Annotated in this window: 13 protein-coding genes; 10 read left to right on the top strand and 3 right to left on the bottom strand. The window is 38.2% G+C overall.

Annotation, left to right across the window (positions count from 1 at the left end; all coding sequences use genetic code 11):
* The first annotated feature begins 26 nt into the window (after nt 1-26).
* A complete protein-coding gene (locus tag ACDZ29_RS25355) occupies nt 27-194 on the top strand; it encodes a hypothetical protein (protein ID WP_162878727.1) in 168 nt (55 codons plus the stop codon).
* Nucleotides 195-1,043: 849 nt separating this feature from the next.
* Here ACDZ29_RS25355 and ACDZ29_RS25350 read toward each other — a convergent pair.
* Nucleotides 1,044-1,442, bottom strand: a complete 399-nt coding sequence (locus ACDZ29_RS25350) for a helix-turn-helix domain-containing protein (RefSeq protein ID WP_289316167.1) — start codon at nt 1,440-1,442, stop codon at nt 1,044-1,046.
* Nucleotides 1,443-1,672: 230 nt separating this feature from the next.
* Between ACDZ29_RS25350 and ACDZ29_RS25345 the strand changes: the two genes are divergently transcribed.
* Together ACDZ29_RS25345 and aspA are read left to right on the top strand one after the other, a co-directional pair.
* Complete coding sequence (locus ACDZ29_RS25345) at nt 1,673-2,659, top strand: asparaginase (protein ID WP_375091221.1); 987 nt, start codon at nt 1,673-1,675, stop codon at nt 2,657-2,659.
* 23 nt (nt 2,660-2,682) lie between these two features.
* Nucleotides 2,683-4,113 carry an aspartate ammonia-lyase gene (aspA, locus tag ACDZ29_RS25340; protein WP_370017055.1) on the top strand — a complete coding sequence of 477 codons (1,431 nt, stop codon included), beginning with the start codon at nt 2,683-2,685 and terminating at the stop codon, nt 4,111-4,113.
* A gap of 283 nt (nt 4,114-4,396) precedes the next feature.
* On the opposite strand, the gene glpT is transcribed toward aspA, so the two are convergent.
* A complete protein-coding gene (gene glpT / locus ACDZ29_RS25335) occupies nt 4,397-5,758 on the bottom strand; it encodes a glycerol-3-phosphate transporter (protein WP_289325308.1) in 1,362 nt (453 codons plus the stop codon).
* Between the two features lie 974 nt (nt 5,759-6,732).
* On the opposite strand from glpT, the gene ACDZ29_RS25330 reads away from it, so the two are divergent.
* The 6 genes from ACDZ29_RS25330 to ACDZ29_RS25305 all read left to right on the top strand — a co-directional run bounded on the left by ACDZ29_RS25330 (nt 6,733) and on the right by ACDZ29_RS25305 (nt 12,673).
* A complete protein-coding gene (locus ACDZ29_RS25330) occupies nt 6,733-7,260 on the top strand; it encodes a DUF4309 domain-containing protein (protein WP_375091220.1) in 528 nt (175 codons plus the stop codon).
* Nucleotides 7,261-7,480: 220 nt separating this feature from the next.
* Entirely contained in the window at nt 7,481-7,924 is a 444-nt protein-coding gene (locus tag ACDZ29_RS25325; RefSeq protein WP_289325307.1) for a CoxG family protein, read from the top strand.
* Nucleotides 7,925-8,090: 166 nt separating this feature from the next.
* The gene (locus tag ACDZ29_RS25320; protein WP_289325306.1) at nt 8,091-8,354 is read left to right on the top strand and encodes a metal-sensitive transcriptional regulator; all 264 of its coding nucleotides are present in this window, start codon (nt 8,091-8,093) and stop codon (nt 8,352-8,354) included.
* 233 nt (nt 8,355-8,587) lie between these two features.
* Nucleotides 8,588-10,048, top strand: coding sequence for a cardiolipin synthase (gene cls, locus ACDZ29_RS25315; RefSeq protein ID WP_289325305.1), 1,461 nt, complete (start codon nt 8,588-8,590; stop codon nt 10,046-10,048).
* Between the two features lie 373 nt (nt 10,049-10,421).
* Nucleotides 10,422-11,171 carry a (S)-benzoin forming benzil reductase gene (locus ACDZ29_RS25310; protein ID WP_375089065.1) on the top strand — a complete coding sequence of 250 codons (750 nt, stop codon included), beginning with the start codon at nt 10,422-10,424 and terminating at the stop codon, nt 11,169-11,171.
* 239 nt (nt 11,172-11,410) lie between these two features.
* Nucleotides 11,411-12,673, top strand: a complete 1,263-nt coding sequence (locus ACDZ29_RS25305) for a LysM peptidoglycan-binding domain-containing protein (protein WP_375089063.1) — start codon at nt 11,411-11,413, stop codon at nt 12,671-12,673.
* 207 nt (nt 12,674-12,880) lie between these two features.
* Here ACDZ29_RS25305 and ACDZ29_RS25300 read toward each other — a convergent pair whose 3' ends face one another.
* Nucleotides 12,881-14,119, bottom strand: coding sequence for an MFS transporter (locus tag ACDZ29_RS25300; protein ID WP_375089062.1), 1,239 nt, complete (start codon nt 14,117-14,119; stop codon nt 12,881-12,883).
* A gap of 221 nt (nt 14,120-14,340) precedes the next feature.
* Here ACDZ29_RS25300 and ACDZ29_RS25295 point away from each other — a divergent pair, with 221 nt between their 5' ends.
* Nucleotides 14,341-16,056, top strand: a complete 1,716-nt coding sequence (locus ACDZ29_RS25295; RefSeq protein ID WP_375089061.1) for an ABC transporter ATP-binding protein — start codon at nt 14,341-14,343, stop codon at nt 16,054-16,056.
* The last annotated feature ends 96 nt before the right edge of the window (nt 16,057-16,152 follow it).

Raw genomic sequence — 16,152 nt, 5'->3', positions numbered from 1 at the left:
ACAAGAATAGAAAGGAGAGAATGAATATGAGTCGTGGTAAAAATTTTAATCACAAAGAAAAAGGACATCCAGGGAATTTACCTAATAATAGAATAAGCGAAGAGAAAGAACACAGTCGACAATATGAACAGATAGAGGATATTGTCACACATGAAGCTTTTAAAAATCGGGAAAAAGAAGACGAGATGCCTTAATTTATTGGGAAGCAGTATATAGTTTAGTCATTTTTTAAATATGCTCATAAGATAGTACTAGCAAGGTATTGCAATTTTATTGTTTGCTTAAGCAATTTCCTATTCTTTTAAGGCTTATAAAATTTCGCTTTCCGAAAAACAGCACATGAATAATAACGTATGTTCCACTTCATGATGATTCCAACATTCAGCTTCGTATTTTCTTTTAAAGATTTCATTAATTTCCATATATGAGATTGGGAAAAAACCATGAGCTTTGCTATGGTTTTTTCTGTCATTGCAAATAATAAAGAGGGAAAGTCGGAGTGATTAAATGTAAATAAGCGAAAAAATGGAGGGAAAACGGAAGAATTACAAAAAAATCTGTTAAATTTTTTTTGTAAGAAGAGTGGAAATCAGGATAAAAATAATGGAGGATCTATGATAAGACGACTTTCTTCTATTAAATGATAAAAAACCTCCAACTTACTTTCTCGGGACATTGGTTTATTGCAGAGCCCAGACCAGTTAGTAGTATAATCTATTTGTACACATATTATCTTGTCATAAAAAAATAGCGATCATTTTAGTCATGAAAGTGCGAACTTCAATAACGAGGACAACTTATCCTAACAAAAGTTAAGGGAGTTCATGTTCTTAAAGAATCTATCAAGCCTACCATATCCTAATTTTCCAAGTAAGTTAAATCCCAACTATCAGGAGATAGTGCAATAAGTCCACTTTATAACTATAAGACCCTGCTTTATGTCATACGGTTCTGTCCCTCATAAATGTTTCAGGAAAATAGCAATTTGATTTCGTATATTTGTTGCTAAATGAAAGGTTATATCAGATTCCACTTACCAGAACTTAGCCCAATGGCTCTTTTGTTTTATTAAGTTTATCTCGATTTACTTCCACTTCTCGCTTAGCTCTAATAAAAGCAATAAATTGAATCGTTTCTTCTTCAGAAAGAGAAATTCCATCGACAGAAAGCTTCATATTTGATAAATCGGTTAATTCCAAGACCTGAAGTGATTCTGTGGAAACCTCTTTAGGCAGAGAAGCTGGATAATCTACTCTACCTAGAAGATAATCGGTGGATGTATCATATAAGCCGGCTAATAAATTAATCGTTTCTAATGAAGGGCGGCGGTGGCCCGATTCGTAACCTGCATAGGTACTCTTGGCGATTCCGAGCCTGTCAGCCGTATATTGCAAAGACCACCTTTTGCACTTCCTTAATGTAGTTAATCTATTTAATATCATTTTTATTACTCTCCTTTTATATAAATCCATTATACCATCATATGACAATAAAGTGTACGCGTAATGAATAACTTTAGCTTGATTTCACACTTGAACAGAACTATAATTACATGTGATGTACGCGTAACATGAACATTTACAATGAATACATCCTTTCTGAGATGCTTAGAATGATTGGGATACAGGGAGGCTTTATAGGGGGTAGTAAATTGGAGAAATTGAAGTCAAAAATTAAGAAGTTGATGTTAATTACTACCGGTGGTACAATTGCATCGTTAGAAGGGGAAAATGGACTGGTTCCAGGGATGAAAGCTGACGAAATTTTAGGTCACCTTCCGGGATTAGATATATGTCAGATTGATAGTAAGCCTTTGATGAATATCGATAGTACAAATATGCAGCCGGAAGATTGGACAGAAATGGCACAATCCATCCATGAGCACTACCATGATTACGATGGCTTTGTGATCACCCATGGGACAGATACGATGGCTTACACTTCAGCTGCGCTCTCATATATGTTACAAGATTTAGAGAAACCAATTATTATTACAGGTTCTCAAATCCCAATTGCCTTTAAAAAGACGGATGCCAAAAGAAATATCTCTGATGCGATTCGGTTTGCTTGTGAAGATATTGGAGGCGTATATGTAGTTTTTGATGGTAGAGTTATCCAGGGTACAAGGGCCATTAAATTGAGAACGAAAAGCTATGATTCGTTTGAAAGTATTAATTATCCTTATATTGCTTCCATATCAAAAGATAAAATTGAGTATCTTAAGCCAGTTCAATCAACAAAGAATAAGGAAGCCAAGTTAGATGCTTCCATTTGTACTGATGTTGCTTTGGTTAAGCTATATCCGGGGATTAAGCCCGAATTCTTTGATTTTCTGAAAAATCAATACCGGGGAATTGTAATTGAAAGTTATGGGAGCGGAGGTATTCCGTTTCAAGGAAGAAATATTTTAGAGAAGTTGAATGAGTTGGTCGAGTGTGGAATATCCATTGTCATTACTACCCAATGTTTAGAGGAAGGGGAGGATATGGATATATACGAAGTGGGACGAAAAGTAAATAAGAATGTCATCATTCGTTCCAGAAATATGAATACAGAAGCCATCGTTCCTAAGTTGATGTGGATATTAGCAAAGACACAGGATCCCAAAAAGGTGAAGGAATTGATGGAAACACCGATTGCAGAGGACATTACATTCTAGAACAAACAAAGGGGCAAGAGGAAATGTTGATAGATGAGAGAACATACCGAATTGAAAAAGACTTTCTTGGGGAAAAGGAAATTCCAGCAGATGTTTATTATGGAATACAAACTTTACGCGCTGTAGAAAATTTTCCGATTACCGGTTATAAAGTCAATGAAGAAATGATCCGTGCACTTGCTATGATAAAAAAAGCAGCCGCTTTAGCAAATATGGATACCAAACGCTTGTATGAAGGTATTGGAAACGCTATCGTTAAAGCTTCAGATGAAGTGATCGATGGAAAGTGGCATGAATATTTCATCGTTGACCCAATTCAAGGCGGCGCGGGCACTTCGATGAATATGAACATTAATGAAATCGTTGCCAACCGAGCGTTAGAACTTATGGGACACAATAAAGGTGAGTATGTTCATGTTAGTCCAAACAGCCACGTTAACATGTCACAATCGACGAATGACGTATTTCCAACTGCCATTCATTTATCAACACTACGACTATTAGAGCAGTTAATACAAACAATGACAAAGATGAGTACGGTCCTAAAGAATAAAGCAAAACAATTTGATCATGTTATCAAAATGGGTCGCACACATCTTCAGGATGCAGTGCCAATTCGTCTCGGGCAAGAATTTGAAGCATATAGTCGCGTATTAGAGCGGGATATAAAAAGAATCAGTCAATCACGTCAACATTTATATGAAGTGAATATGGGAGCAACTGCAGTTGGAACGGGATTAAATGCAGATCCGCGTTACATTGAAAATGTTGTTAAGTATTTAGCTGAAATCAGTGAATTGCCACTTGTCGGAGCAGAACATTTAGTAGATGCAACCCAAAATACGGATGCATATACTGAAGTTTCAGCTTCATTGAAAGTATGTATGATGAATATGTCTAAAATTGCTAATGATTTACGTTTGATGGCTTCAGGACCAAGAGCAGGATTAGGAGAAATCACTCTTCCAGCTCGTCAACCAGGTTCATCCATCATGCCAGGAAAAGTAAATCCAGTAATGCCAGAATTAATTAATCAAGTCGCTTTCCAAGTGATCGGGAACGATAATACGATATGCTTAGCATCAGAAGCGGGGCAACTAGAGTTGAATGTAATGGAGCCAGTGCTTGTATTCAATTTATTGCAATCTATCAGCATTATGAACAATGCTTTCAATGTCTTTACAGATTATTGTTTAGAAGGCATTGAAGCGAATGAGCAACATTTAAAAGATTATGTCGAACAAAGTGTTGGAGTGATTACAGCGGTCAACCCGCACCTTGGTTACGAAGTGGTTTCACGTATTGCGCGTGAAGCGATTTTAAAAGGAAAATCAGTTCGCGAGCTTTGTTTACAGTATGATGTGTTAACTGAAGAAGAATTGGATTTAATTTTAAATCCTTATGAGATGACAAAGCCTGGTATAGCAGGTGCATCTCTTTTCGATCGGGAATAACCAGTAAATTTGTAGAAGACATTAAACTATATAATTTTGTTGGTATGACTATGCCTATTGGACCATTGGTTTATAGGCATAGTTTTTTATTGTATAATAATATTTTAATATGAAATTTTGCTCATTCATACGCACACCTGCGTGCGAAGATAAAAAACCGAATATTCAGATTATAAATGAGGCTTGTAAGTTTATTTTGTGGTATTTTTGGCTATTGTCCTAAAAAATTAATCCCCCTTAGAAATACATCTAAAGGGGAAGCTTGAGCTAAATGTTTCCTTTATTAGCCTTTTACTACTTCCTGTCCACGAACATTCCATGTAAATGCAAAAACCACTACTGCTAGAACACAAGAAATTGTTATCAAAGTAAAGCCTGCATTCCAACCTGCAAAGTCCACTACATATCCCATAATGGCATTAGCCGCTACTGATCCACCTAAATATCCAAATAAGCCAGTCAGTCCTGCTGCAGTACCGGCAGCTTTTTTAGGAACTAAATCAAGTGCTTGTAGACCAATTAACATTACAGGCCCATAAATTAAGAATCCAATCGCAATTAGTGAAATAATATCAATCATTGGGTTACCTGCAGGGTTAAACCAGTAAACAAGGACTGCGATTAATACTCCTAGCATAAAGACAACCCCAGCCGGTCCACGACGCCCTTTAAAAACTTTATCCGAGATATAACCGCATAATAAAGTTCCCGGAATGCCTGCCCATTCATATAAGAAATAAGCCGTACTGGATTCGTCCATGTTGAAGCCTTTTTCTTCGCTTAAATAGGTCGGAGCCCAATCAAGTACCCCATAACGGACGAAATAAACAAAGATGTTTGCAATCGCAATCGCCCAAACCCATTTGTTATTTAAAACATATTTAAATAATATCTCTTTTGTTGTCAATTCTGTTTCAAACGTTTTTTTCATTTTATTTGGAAAATCATTACGATACTCTTCAATTGGAGGTAATCCAACTGATTGTGGTGTATCGCGTATTAAGATAAAAGAAATGATTGCGATTATAATAGCAACTATAGCAGGTAGTATAAAAATCCCTTCATAACCTGAATAAGAAGAACCCATAAATGTTGCAAAGATGGAGACACCTGCAATCGCCAATGGTGCCATTAAGCCACCACCCACGTTATGGGCAACATTCCATACCGCTGTTTTTCCCCCTCTTTCACTAACACTAAACCAGTGAACAAGTACTCGGCCTGATGGAGGCCAACCCATTCCTTGAAACCATCCATTAATGAATAACATGATAAACATAATTGCAACAGATGATGTGAAAAATGGAACGACGCCCATAAGTAAGCTAACAATTCCAGCAAGAATCAATCCTACTGGCAAGAAGTACCGTGCATTACTTCGGTCTGACACAGTTCCCATTACAAACTTACTTATCCCATATGAAATCGAAATGGCTGATAATGCAAGACCCAGCTCTCCAGTTGTAAACCCTTCCTCCTTTAAATATGGCATTGCCATGGTAAAGTTTTTGCGAATTAAATAGTACGCTGCATAACCAATGAAGATTCCGATGAAAACTTGTAATCTGAGTTTCTTATATTCAGAATCTATTTTATCTTCAGGTAATCTTTCCACTGGTAGGGCAGGCTTAAATAATTTGAGCATCCAATTCCTCCTTATTATAATTTTGAACCAAGTTAAGTATCGATGTTGAAACATAAAAAAACCCACACCTAAATAGCACCCTTTTTGTTTAAAAGGTCTATTAAAGCATGAGTCTCCAAATCTCCATCATCGTTAACTTGTAATAAATATACTATCTTTATAAGAAAACGCTGTCAACCGTTTTTTTTGTGCGGGTTTGGACAGTATCTGGCGTCATTTGCATCAAGTTAACCAAATAAAATTGTTTTAGTCGTAGTTTTAAAATCAGGACAATTAGAATGAAATGTGGTCCACTTGAAATGGCATGATCGGTATTAATCTTTCGATTGAAAGGGTCATTAAATCGAGATAGAGCTAAATCGTAACGATGTGTTATGTTTTATGGGAAAAACTAAATTAAGACAAGACGTCACAACTGTATGAAATGCAATGTCCCCTGATTGTAAATGGAATTCATAGCTTGAAGAAAGGCATTTATACTCGTTTTTACGGTAGATTCAGTAGCCTCTGCAAATAATGGCTACTTCATTCCCATCATTCCGGTTTCGTTCCTGAAACAAAACAGCAACTCTTAATCTTTTGAAATGCTCATCACTTTGAAAAGATTTTTTTCAGTACGAATGGCATGTGTCCAAAATCCCAACGAATATTAATAGTAAAGGTAAAACCAAATGGAATGATATAGGCAATTCATTCAGTAACAGTCTAAATCATTTGCACAGTATTATTTAGCCCAGTTTCCAAACGGCAAATAATTTTTGTTCCAAAAAACTTTCATTTTGTTGAAGATATAACGTCCTTATTATGAGTGAAGAATGACACGTTTAAGAGGATTGAAGATGGTATTATTCTCAATTATTGAGCATATATAGAACTGCTGGATTACCTTGAATTTTCGGGATCCCTAATGAAAAGCGGTTAAAATAGTATAAGTAGTCATTATCACGAGAAAAGGGAGGATAGCTTTGAAACAAGTGAATCGTTTTATCCGAAGCTTTACATTTCTAATGCTGGCATTTTTCATGTTTAGTGGGCAGGCTGTTTTTGCTTCTTCAGCTTCAATATCATCACAGTCCACGCCAGATCTCTTGATTAGGCAGATCATGGGATTAGCCTATGAATCCCAACAATCCATTAACAGTAAACCATTTTCTGTAGGTGATTCGTTGAAGAAAGTGGAAAAAGAATGGGGTACACCGGAAGATTTAAGTACTGTTGCAGCTAATTATTGGAGCCGTAATGTCCGATTTCTCTATGACGGCTCAACAGGTAGAAAAACGATTATCGCAATTGAGGATTTTGATCCGCAATTGCAAACGATTCATTTATCTAAGGTGAAGGGATTGATTGGTGAACCTGTAAGTGAAGAGGAGCAAGAAGGAATGTATTATGTCACTTATACAGATTACGTAAATTATAAAGTGGTCTTCGTGTTTGAGAGCGCCTGGATTAACCCTGATCCAAAATTGAATATGTATACGGTAGAATTTGCGTCCGATTAACGAGTAAAAGGCATAAAAGGATCGTCCCGTTATTTCAGAGGGGCGATTCTTTGAATTGAATGGTTGAAGGTTTTTAATGATCCAAATCTTTTAACTCGTATATAAAACAAATCCAAGAGGTAATATCGTGAAAATTTGTTTCCGTATCTAACCGTTCTATTCAATATTGTTCAGCCATACATTAAAAAGATGTAAGTAAAATGTTTAAGGGGGAACTGCTTTGTCAGAAGGTGTGCATAGTATCATATTACCTGTTCCAATAAAAACAGTATGGGGATTTGTCAGTGTCATAGATCGTTGGGCACCTCTTGTCCCAGGATATATCAATCATGTGATGATAAATGATGGGACACTTATATGGGAGTTTAAAAGCGATTTGGGATTAATGAAAAAGAAAATTAAACTTGAAGTGAATATATTGGAATGGAACGAACCCGATAAGGTAACATTTAAACTTAAGGGATTAAATGAAAAATTTGATGGGCATGGTTATTTTCTTGCAGAACAGTGCGGAAATGGACAGACTAAAATGACTGGTTGCCTGGCTATCTCGGCAAAAGGAGCTAAAGCCCCTATAGTAAATGCTTTGTTAAAAACCTATGTTCCCCAAATGACGATCGAGTTTTCTGAGGCTGTTGCACAGAGTCTTCTTGTAGAAAAATAGAAATTACATATGGAGCTAGGATATTGGCACTTGACAAAAATACGTAAGTGGTATGTATTATAAATTGTAAGATTTTTATCAAGCTTCATTTAATACTGAATGGGTTTTGTGATGGATGTCTGGATAGGATTCATAAGTAATAGGCAGGGTAGGAGGCCGACCTCACATGGAATATGATAAGCAGATGAAAAATAGAGTGAAGCGAATTGAAGGTCAGCTTCGTGGGATATTGAAAATGATGGAGGAAAACAAAGATTGTAGAGATGTAGTAACGCAGTTATCTGCCACTAGATCCGCTATCGATAGGACAATTGGGGTTATTGTAAGTTCCAATCTCGTAGAATGCGTTCGTGAGGCTAATGAAACCGGAGAAAAGAATCCCGAAGAGCTAGTCAAAGAAGCTGTGAATTTATTAGTGAAAAGTCGGTAAAAACTCGCATTTTTTATAAATGTGAGTTGGGGATTTTAAGAGAATGGTTATAAGACTACCTGACATACTGGGAAAATTTAGTGTGCGGGTGGATGGATTACTTTAAATGGGCCTCTACAGAAAGAGGCCTATTTTTGTGAATTCTCTGTTTTCCTTTTCTAATAAGCAAATCCTTTGATATAAAGAATTTGCATGTTATCCTTAAAGGGATAAAAATTGAGTGAGGGTATGCTATGGAATTTACGCATGTTACATCGGTTTTGCTCGGCCTCGTTATCATTCTTAATATATTATTTGCCACGATTGTCATATTTTTTGAAAGAAGGGAAGCGAGCACGACCTGGGCTTGGTTATTGGTGTTATTTTTTCTGCCTGTAGCCGGTTTTATTTTATACCTCCTTTTTGGAACGAGTTTAAGGCACGCCCACTTATTCCAATGGGAGGACAAGAAGAAGATTGGAATTGAAGAAATCCTTGATAAACAGATGGAAGATCTTTCTATGGATCATTTTCCCTTTCGAAATGCTTCTTCGAGTAATTATCGTGATTTGATTTATATGCACCTCCGGAACAATGATGCCGTTCTTACGGAAGATAATCAAGTCGATATTTTTACGGAAGGAAAAAGGAAGTTTGACCAGCTTTTTAAAGATATTGAAGAGGCCGAAAACCATATTCATATACAATATTACATCATCCAAAGGGACGGCCTAGGTAAGCGATTCATTGAAGCTTTGACTAGAAAGGCTAATGAAGGTGTCAAAGTTCGCCTTCTTTATGACGAGCTGGGTTCAAGAGGAATGACTAAAAGTTTCTTCAGGGAATTTAGGCAGGCTGGAGGACGAGTGGAGGCATTTTTTCCATCCAAGTTAAAATTTATTAATTTAAGGTTGAATTTCCGTAACCATCGAAAGCTAGTCATTATAGATGGAAAGGTAGGGTATGTTGGAGGCTTTAATGTTGGGGATGAATATTTAGGACTTAATCCAAAATTCGGTTATTGGCGTGATACACACCTTCGAATAAAGGGTTCGGCTGTCAAAGCCATTCAAACACGTTTTATCCTGGACTGGAATCAGGCTTCAAAGCACCATGATATAACTTATCAGCCTCATTATTTCCCTACAACTTTAAAGCCTCAAGGCAATATAGATTTGCAAATTGTGACAAGTGGGCCGGATTCTGAATGGGAACAAATTAAAAATGGCTATATTAAATTAATTTCTTCAGCAAAGAAATCGATTCTCATTCAAACACCTTACTTCATACCTGATGCAAGTTTATTGGATGCACTCAAAATTGCCAGCTTATCGGGATTAGATGTAAAGATCATGATTCCGAATAAACCTGATCACCTTTTCGTTTATTGGGCAACAACGTTCAATGCAGGGCAGTTATTAAGAGCAGGAGCTAAGATATACATCTATGATAACGGCTTTATACATGCTAAGATGATCGTGGTGGACGAAGAGGTCTCTTCGGTGGGGACAGCTAACATTGATGTCCGAAGTTTTAAATTGAATTTTGAAGTCAATGCCTTCATATATGATGAAGGAATAGCCGAAACACTGACAAGGATTTTTTATAAGGATGTCGAAGTCTGCAGGCACCTTACAATTGAAGAGTTCGAAAAGCGATCAAAATGGATCCGCTTTAAAGAGTCCATTGCTAGGCTGGTATCACCGATTTTATAGCTTAATAAATAAGCGGCCATTACTATAAGGGCCGCTTCAGACTGTAGACAAACTCGAGAAAAGCGGGTTTGCCTGCATTTTTTTATTTAAAAAACATTCCAGCTGTTTTAGAAATCCGTTCCCTGTCAGCTGACTGTCTGCCAAAGTCTCCTCTGGTGTCTCGGCTAGCAAGTTTTTCGGCAGGAGTGTCGCATAAAATCTTGAAGTATAACCAATCTTATTTTAAGGCGTGGTATTCATTCCCTCGATTAAATCGTGAAAGGGAATGAGACCATTCCAAACCTCGTTTTGTCGACCAAAAGAAGCGGCCCTTTACTATATGGGCCGCTTCTTTTGGTACAATAGATAATGATTCAAAAAAGGGGGGAATGCCGTGAAAACTTTTATAATCACAGGTGCTTCAAAAGGTTTAGGTGCAGAGATTGCCAAGGGATGTTTGCGGACAAGTGATCATTGCATTTTAGTTTCCCGTACAGCTCATCCTGAAATGGAGGAGATGGCTGACCAATCCGGGACGAAACTTACTTTTATATCGATGGACTTGAATGAAACTGAAAAGTTACCTTCCTTGGTCAATGAGATCCTTGCTGCTGTCGATGAAACAAGTGACATTTTCTTCATTAATAATGCAGGTGTCATTGAACCGATAAAGCCGGTAGGAAACCTTGGTAAAGTAAATTTGGAAACCAGCATGCGGGTGAATTTCATGGCACCCATCGTATTGGCGGATGAATTCGTTAAACAGACTAAGGACTGGAACCGAAAGAAGGTAATGGTGAACATATCTTCAGGTGCAGCAAAAAATCCTTATCATGGTTGGGCAGCATACTGCAGTACCAAGGCGGGGCTAGAAATGTTCACCCGGGTTGCAGGGTTGGAACAGGGTAAAGTGTCGTTCCCTACGTCTCTTATATCTTTTTCACCAGGTGTAATGGACACGGAGATGCAAGGGACAATCCGGTCAGCAGACGAACGGGATTTTTCCGATCGAGACAAATTTCATGATTATAAAGAGAAGGGCATGTTAAGGAGCCCTGAATTTGTAGCAGAAAAACTTTTGAAGCTTCTGGCAGTGGAAGATTTGGAGAATGGGAAGTTCTACGATATTAAGAATTTGCTTTGATGTTTGGAAGAATGGCTGAAACAGGAAATCGGTGGATGTCCTGTAGCATGGGGGGTGTCCTTTTTGGACAGCCTCTTTTTTAGTAATCCTTTATTCCAATTCACTTAAACCTCCCCATTTATAAAATTTCCACCTGAAGACTAAAAATCCAAGACATCATCATTAGGAAATATGATAATTCGTTCTATCTAATTACCTGGATAACATAAACTTTTTGGAGGGGGTTTGGAGGGTTTTGAATGACGATCATTATTGTGAAAAAAGGAGACAGTCTTTGGCAAATTGCTACGAAAAATAAAGTTGACCCATCGAAGATAATTGAAGTCAATGGATTGGAATCAACAGCTTTGGTTCCTGGCCTGGCACTGTATATACCAGATGAAAATGTGGTGAATCGGAGGTATTTAATTAAAAGTCGGGATACCCTCTCTGGAATCGGCATTCGTTTTGGAACGAGTGCAGCGGCAATCACGAAGGCCAATCCAGGAATTGTGGGGAACGCGCTAAAGGTCGGCACGGAAATTTTGATACCGTCTCCTTACAAAAATCAATTGATTACGCTGGGGTTTGCCTTCCCGGCTTCAGGCGGAGTAGTATTTGAAACACTTGAGGAGAATGGTGATAAATTATCCTATTTAGCCATTGTAGCTTATACCTTTACCAATGAAGGCTATGCATTCGCTGATGGTGATGATCTCCCCCTTATCGCGAAATGCGAGCAGACCGGGGTGACGCCGCTATTGATGATCCGGAACTTTAAAGATGGTGATTTTGATGCTGACTTGGCGGGTGGTGTCCTTAATAGTCCAGTATACAGAGCGAATTTAATCAATAGTATGCTGAATTTAGTTAGGGAGAAAGGCTATGGTGGTGTCAGTATGGACATCGAATTCATCCCGCCTGCCAGACGTTCTGATTATGTGCTTTTTTTAAAAGAATTAAAGGAAGAGTTGAACGAACTGATCCTGCATGTGAATGTACATGCAAAAACAGCGGATAATCCTGATAATCGAATTGTAGGCGGTCATGATTATCGGGGGATTGGAGAGGCAGCCGACCTTGTTGCCGTGATGACCATTGATTATGGGTATCCGACTGGCCCACCTGAACCAATTTCCCCACTTTGGTGGATGGGCGAGGTTCTCCGTTATGCATTGTCGATAATACCTGAGTATAAATTGCAGTCGGCATTTCCTATGTATGGATACGATTGGATAGTCCCAAGCCATGAGACAAAGGCTTTATCAGCTCAAAATGCCCAAAATCTTGCCATTGCAACTGCGGCGGAAATCACTTTTGACACTTCAGCGGCTTCACCTACCTTTACTTATCGAAGAGAGAATTCGAATCATGTTGTGTGGTTTGAAGATATTCGTTCGATAAGTACAAAATATGAAGTGATTGATGCATATGAACTGATAGGTGCAACTTATTGGCAGATAGGTTTGGAATTCCCACAGAATTGGGCGTTTATCGAACAGAATATCTTGATTATCAAATAGAATTATTGGGTGCATGCGGAGATAAGAGAAGTTGAGGATATTTTTGCTTGTTTGGTTGTGTGACTTTTTTCAGTGCCAAGCCAATCACACCAAGCAAGATTTAAGAGCGCCAATCGTGTTCTACTGGTCTTAAAACCAATAAAAAGAAAGGAGCCATGTAAAACAAAGGCTCCTTTTCTTTAACGGTGAATCGAAAGGAATGCAGGATCAGCTAGGCATATTAGATGACTTGACAGTGATTGAGTGCAACTCCTTCCCATGTAAGTCCTTCCTTTTAAAAATTGCATAAAGAAAGGCAAGGAATATCAGGATGGAAGAAAATTGGAACGTTGTTTTGACACTGTATGTTTCCGTTATATAACCCAGCAGTAAGACAGAACTGGCAAATGTAAGATTGATGACCGCTCCCCAAACTGAATAAATTTTCGCAAGAGTCTTTTCCGAAGCATGGTCTTGGAATAGCTTTGTGTAAATCACTTCCCGGATTTGTTCCGGAAGACCGTACAGGCATGCCAGCAGCAAAGCCAAAGCAGGAATATTGGTAGTTCCAAAAAGCAGGATCAACAGTGAACTGAGAAATAGGCCGAAAGTGATGAAGAATCCTATATATTTTTCTAGTAACTTGGCAAAACGGATGACGATCAATCCACTGAAAATCATGCCGATAAAGTAGCTTGTGTTAATGTATCCCCACCACTCCTCACCAAGTTGCAGGTTATGTTCAACATACACATATATAACGGCAGCTACCCACACGCTTGAAGCTAGAGTTGTGATAAAATCAATGGAAATTAGTGTACGGATAGTTGGAATTTGGCGAATCGCAACCCATCCGGATTTAATCGAATCCCAGTTTGACGGATGAACAGTGTCCGTTGTTTGTCCTGAGACTTCAATTTTTACTGTATAGAACGTTGAACCGGCAAATAGTATGACCGTTAGCCAAATAATGATACTGCTGTTGGTACTTATTAATAAAACGGAACCGAGTGGCCATCCTGCTACAAAGATGATCTGGGTGACCACATTCAAGAAACCATTCGCTTTCATCCGTTCTTCCATTGGAACTAATTGTGGAACCAAAGCTGCGCTAACCGGGGCAGCGACTCCATCCAATAATGAAATCAAGGCAATGAAGAATATAACCGGAACAGCAATACCATGATTGGTATTTGTTATATAGATTCCTAGGACAACGAGTAAAATAGTTTTCCACCATTGAGATTGTACAAGGATTCTTTTTAAAGGAAACCTGTCGATGACAACGGGGGCAAGCAGACTGCTGATAAATCGAAAAATCGTTGTAGTGAAAGGGAGCAAACTCAAATAAAAAGCCGATCCCGTTAAGGTATATAATAGTGAAATCAACCCGACTACATAAAATATATCCCCTAGATTTGCAAACGCCTGACCTATCCACAGGGACCGAAAAGATGTGTTTTTCATGAATACCATCCTTTTGCGAGAATAAAGTCCATTGATATTTAGAATGGATTTTTTTATTTACACTGGATTCACTCCTTCATTTAATAGAATGCTTGAGCCGGGTTGGGCTGGTTTATATAGATGATTTTACCATAATATGAACATGACGGTTCTGAAATGCTTGCTGATTATTGAATATGGAATTATACTCCTTAATATATGTATAAAAGGAGAAAAATTTGATGATTCGACGTTTTGCTTCATATTACCTGCCGCATAAGCGGTTATTCATTATTGACTTCTTCAGTGCAGTGGTCGTTGCTGTACTTGAACTCGCATTTCCGCTAGCCGTTCAGTGGTTTATAGATACACTGCTGCCTGGGGACGATTGGTCGGCAATTGTTACGGTAAGTGCCGGTTTGTTCCTTCTTTATATCATTAGTACCTTCTTACAGTTCATCGTAGGGTATTGGGGTCACAAATTGGGTATAAATATTGAGACTGATATGCGTGAGGAATTATTTGAACATGTGCAAAAACAATCTTTTCGTTTTTTTGATAACACGAAAACCGGTCATATCATGAGCCGCATAACCAATGATCTGTTCGATATTGGTGAACTTGCTCACCATGGTCCCGAAGATTTATTCATTGCATTCATGACTTTTATAGGCGCATTTTGGATTATGTTGACAATCAATGTGAAACTGGCACTCATATCGGTTTGTATTTTACCATTCCTCGTTTTATTAATTGTCATAAGTAATTTAAAGATGAATAAAGCCTGGAAGGAAATGTATACAGAAGTTGCGGATGTAAATGCCCGTGTGGAAGATAGCGTCTCTGGTGTGAGAGTTGTACAATCCTTTACGAATGAAACATATGAAATGAAACGATTTTCTACTAATAATCGCAGATTCCGTAAAGCTAAACTTCTAGGATATAAAGTAATGTCCTTTAGCTTATCAGGCATTTACATGATGACGAGGTTTATGACCCTTGCCGTGTTGGTGATGGGAGCCTGGCTAACTTTTCATGGGCAGCTCTCATATGGTGAACTGGTTGCATTCGTCTTGTATGTTAACGTACTATTTAAGCCTATCGACAAAATCAGTGCGTTGATGGAACTCTATCCAAAAGGGATGGCCGGCTTTAAGCGTTTTACGGAACTTCTGGATGTAGCGCCTGATGTCGAGGATAAAAAGGATGCAATCGCGGTATCTACCCTATTAGGGGATATTTCCTTTAAGGACGTTTCTTTTAATTATGAAGACAAAAAATCCGTGTTAAAGGGTATTGATCTTACTATGAAAGCAGGTGAAACCATCGCTTTTGTCGGGCCATCAGGTGCAGGGAAAACGACCATATGTTCATTGATCCCACGATTTTATGATGTTAATGCCGGTTCAATTTCAATTGATGGGATCGATATTCGAGAGATGACGAAAAAGTCATTGAGGTCACAAATTGGCATTGTCCAGCAAGATGTGTTTCTTTTTACAGGAACTGTAAAAGAGAACATTGCGTACGGAATGCTTGATGCAACGGATGAACAAATTCTGGAAGCCGCAAGGAAAGCCCATTTAGAGACTTTCATTGAAGGACTACCAGAAAGTTATGAGACACAAATAGGAGAACGTGGTTTGAAATTATCGGGAGGACAGAAACAACGAATTGCAATAGCAAGGATGTTTTTGAAAAATCCGCCAATATTAATTCTCGATGAGGCAACCTCTGCACTTGATACTGAAACGGAAAGAATAATTCAGCAGGCCCTTACTGAACTAGCTGAAAACAGAACAACGTTAATCATCGCGCACCGATTGGCAACTATCCGAAACGCTGACAAAATCGTTGTAGTTACGGAAGAAGGGATTGCTGAAGAGGGCGGTCACGATGATTTACTTAAGCAGGGGGGCATTTTTGCCAATCTGCATCAATTACAATTCCAAAAATGATAAAAAGCTATATGTCCTCACGAGGATATATAGCTTTTTTAATAGAATTTGAATGGAGTTCAATCAATAATGACCAGATAAACGACAATTTCAAAA

The sequence above is a fragment of the Peribacillus sp. RS7 genome (assembly GCF_041956845.1).
GTDB lineage: Bacteria > Bacillota > Bacilli > Bacillales > DSM-1321 > Peribacillus.
The sequence above is the reverse complement of the archived record's forward strand: the minus strand, read 5'-3'. Positions and strand labels throughout refer to the sequence as shown.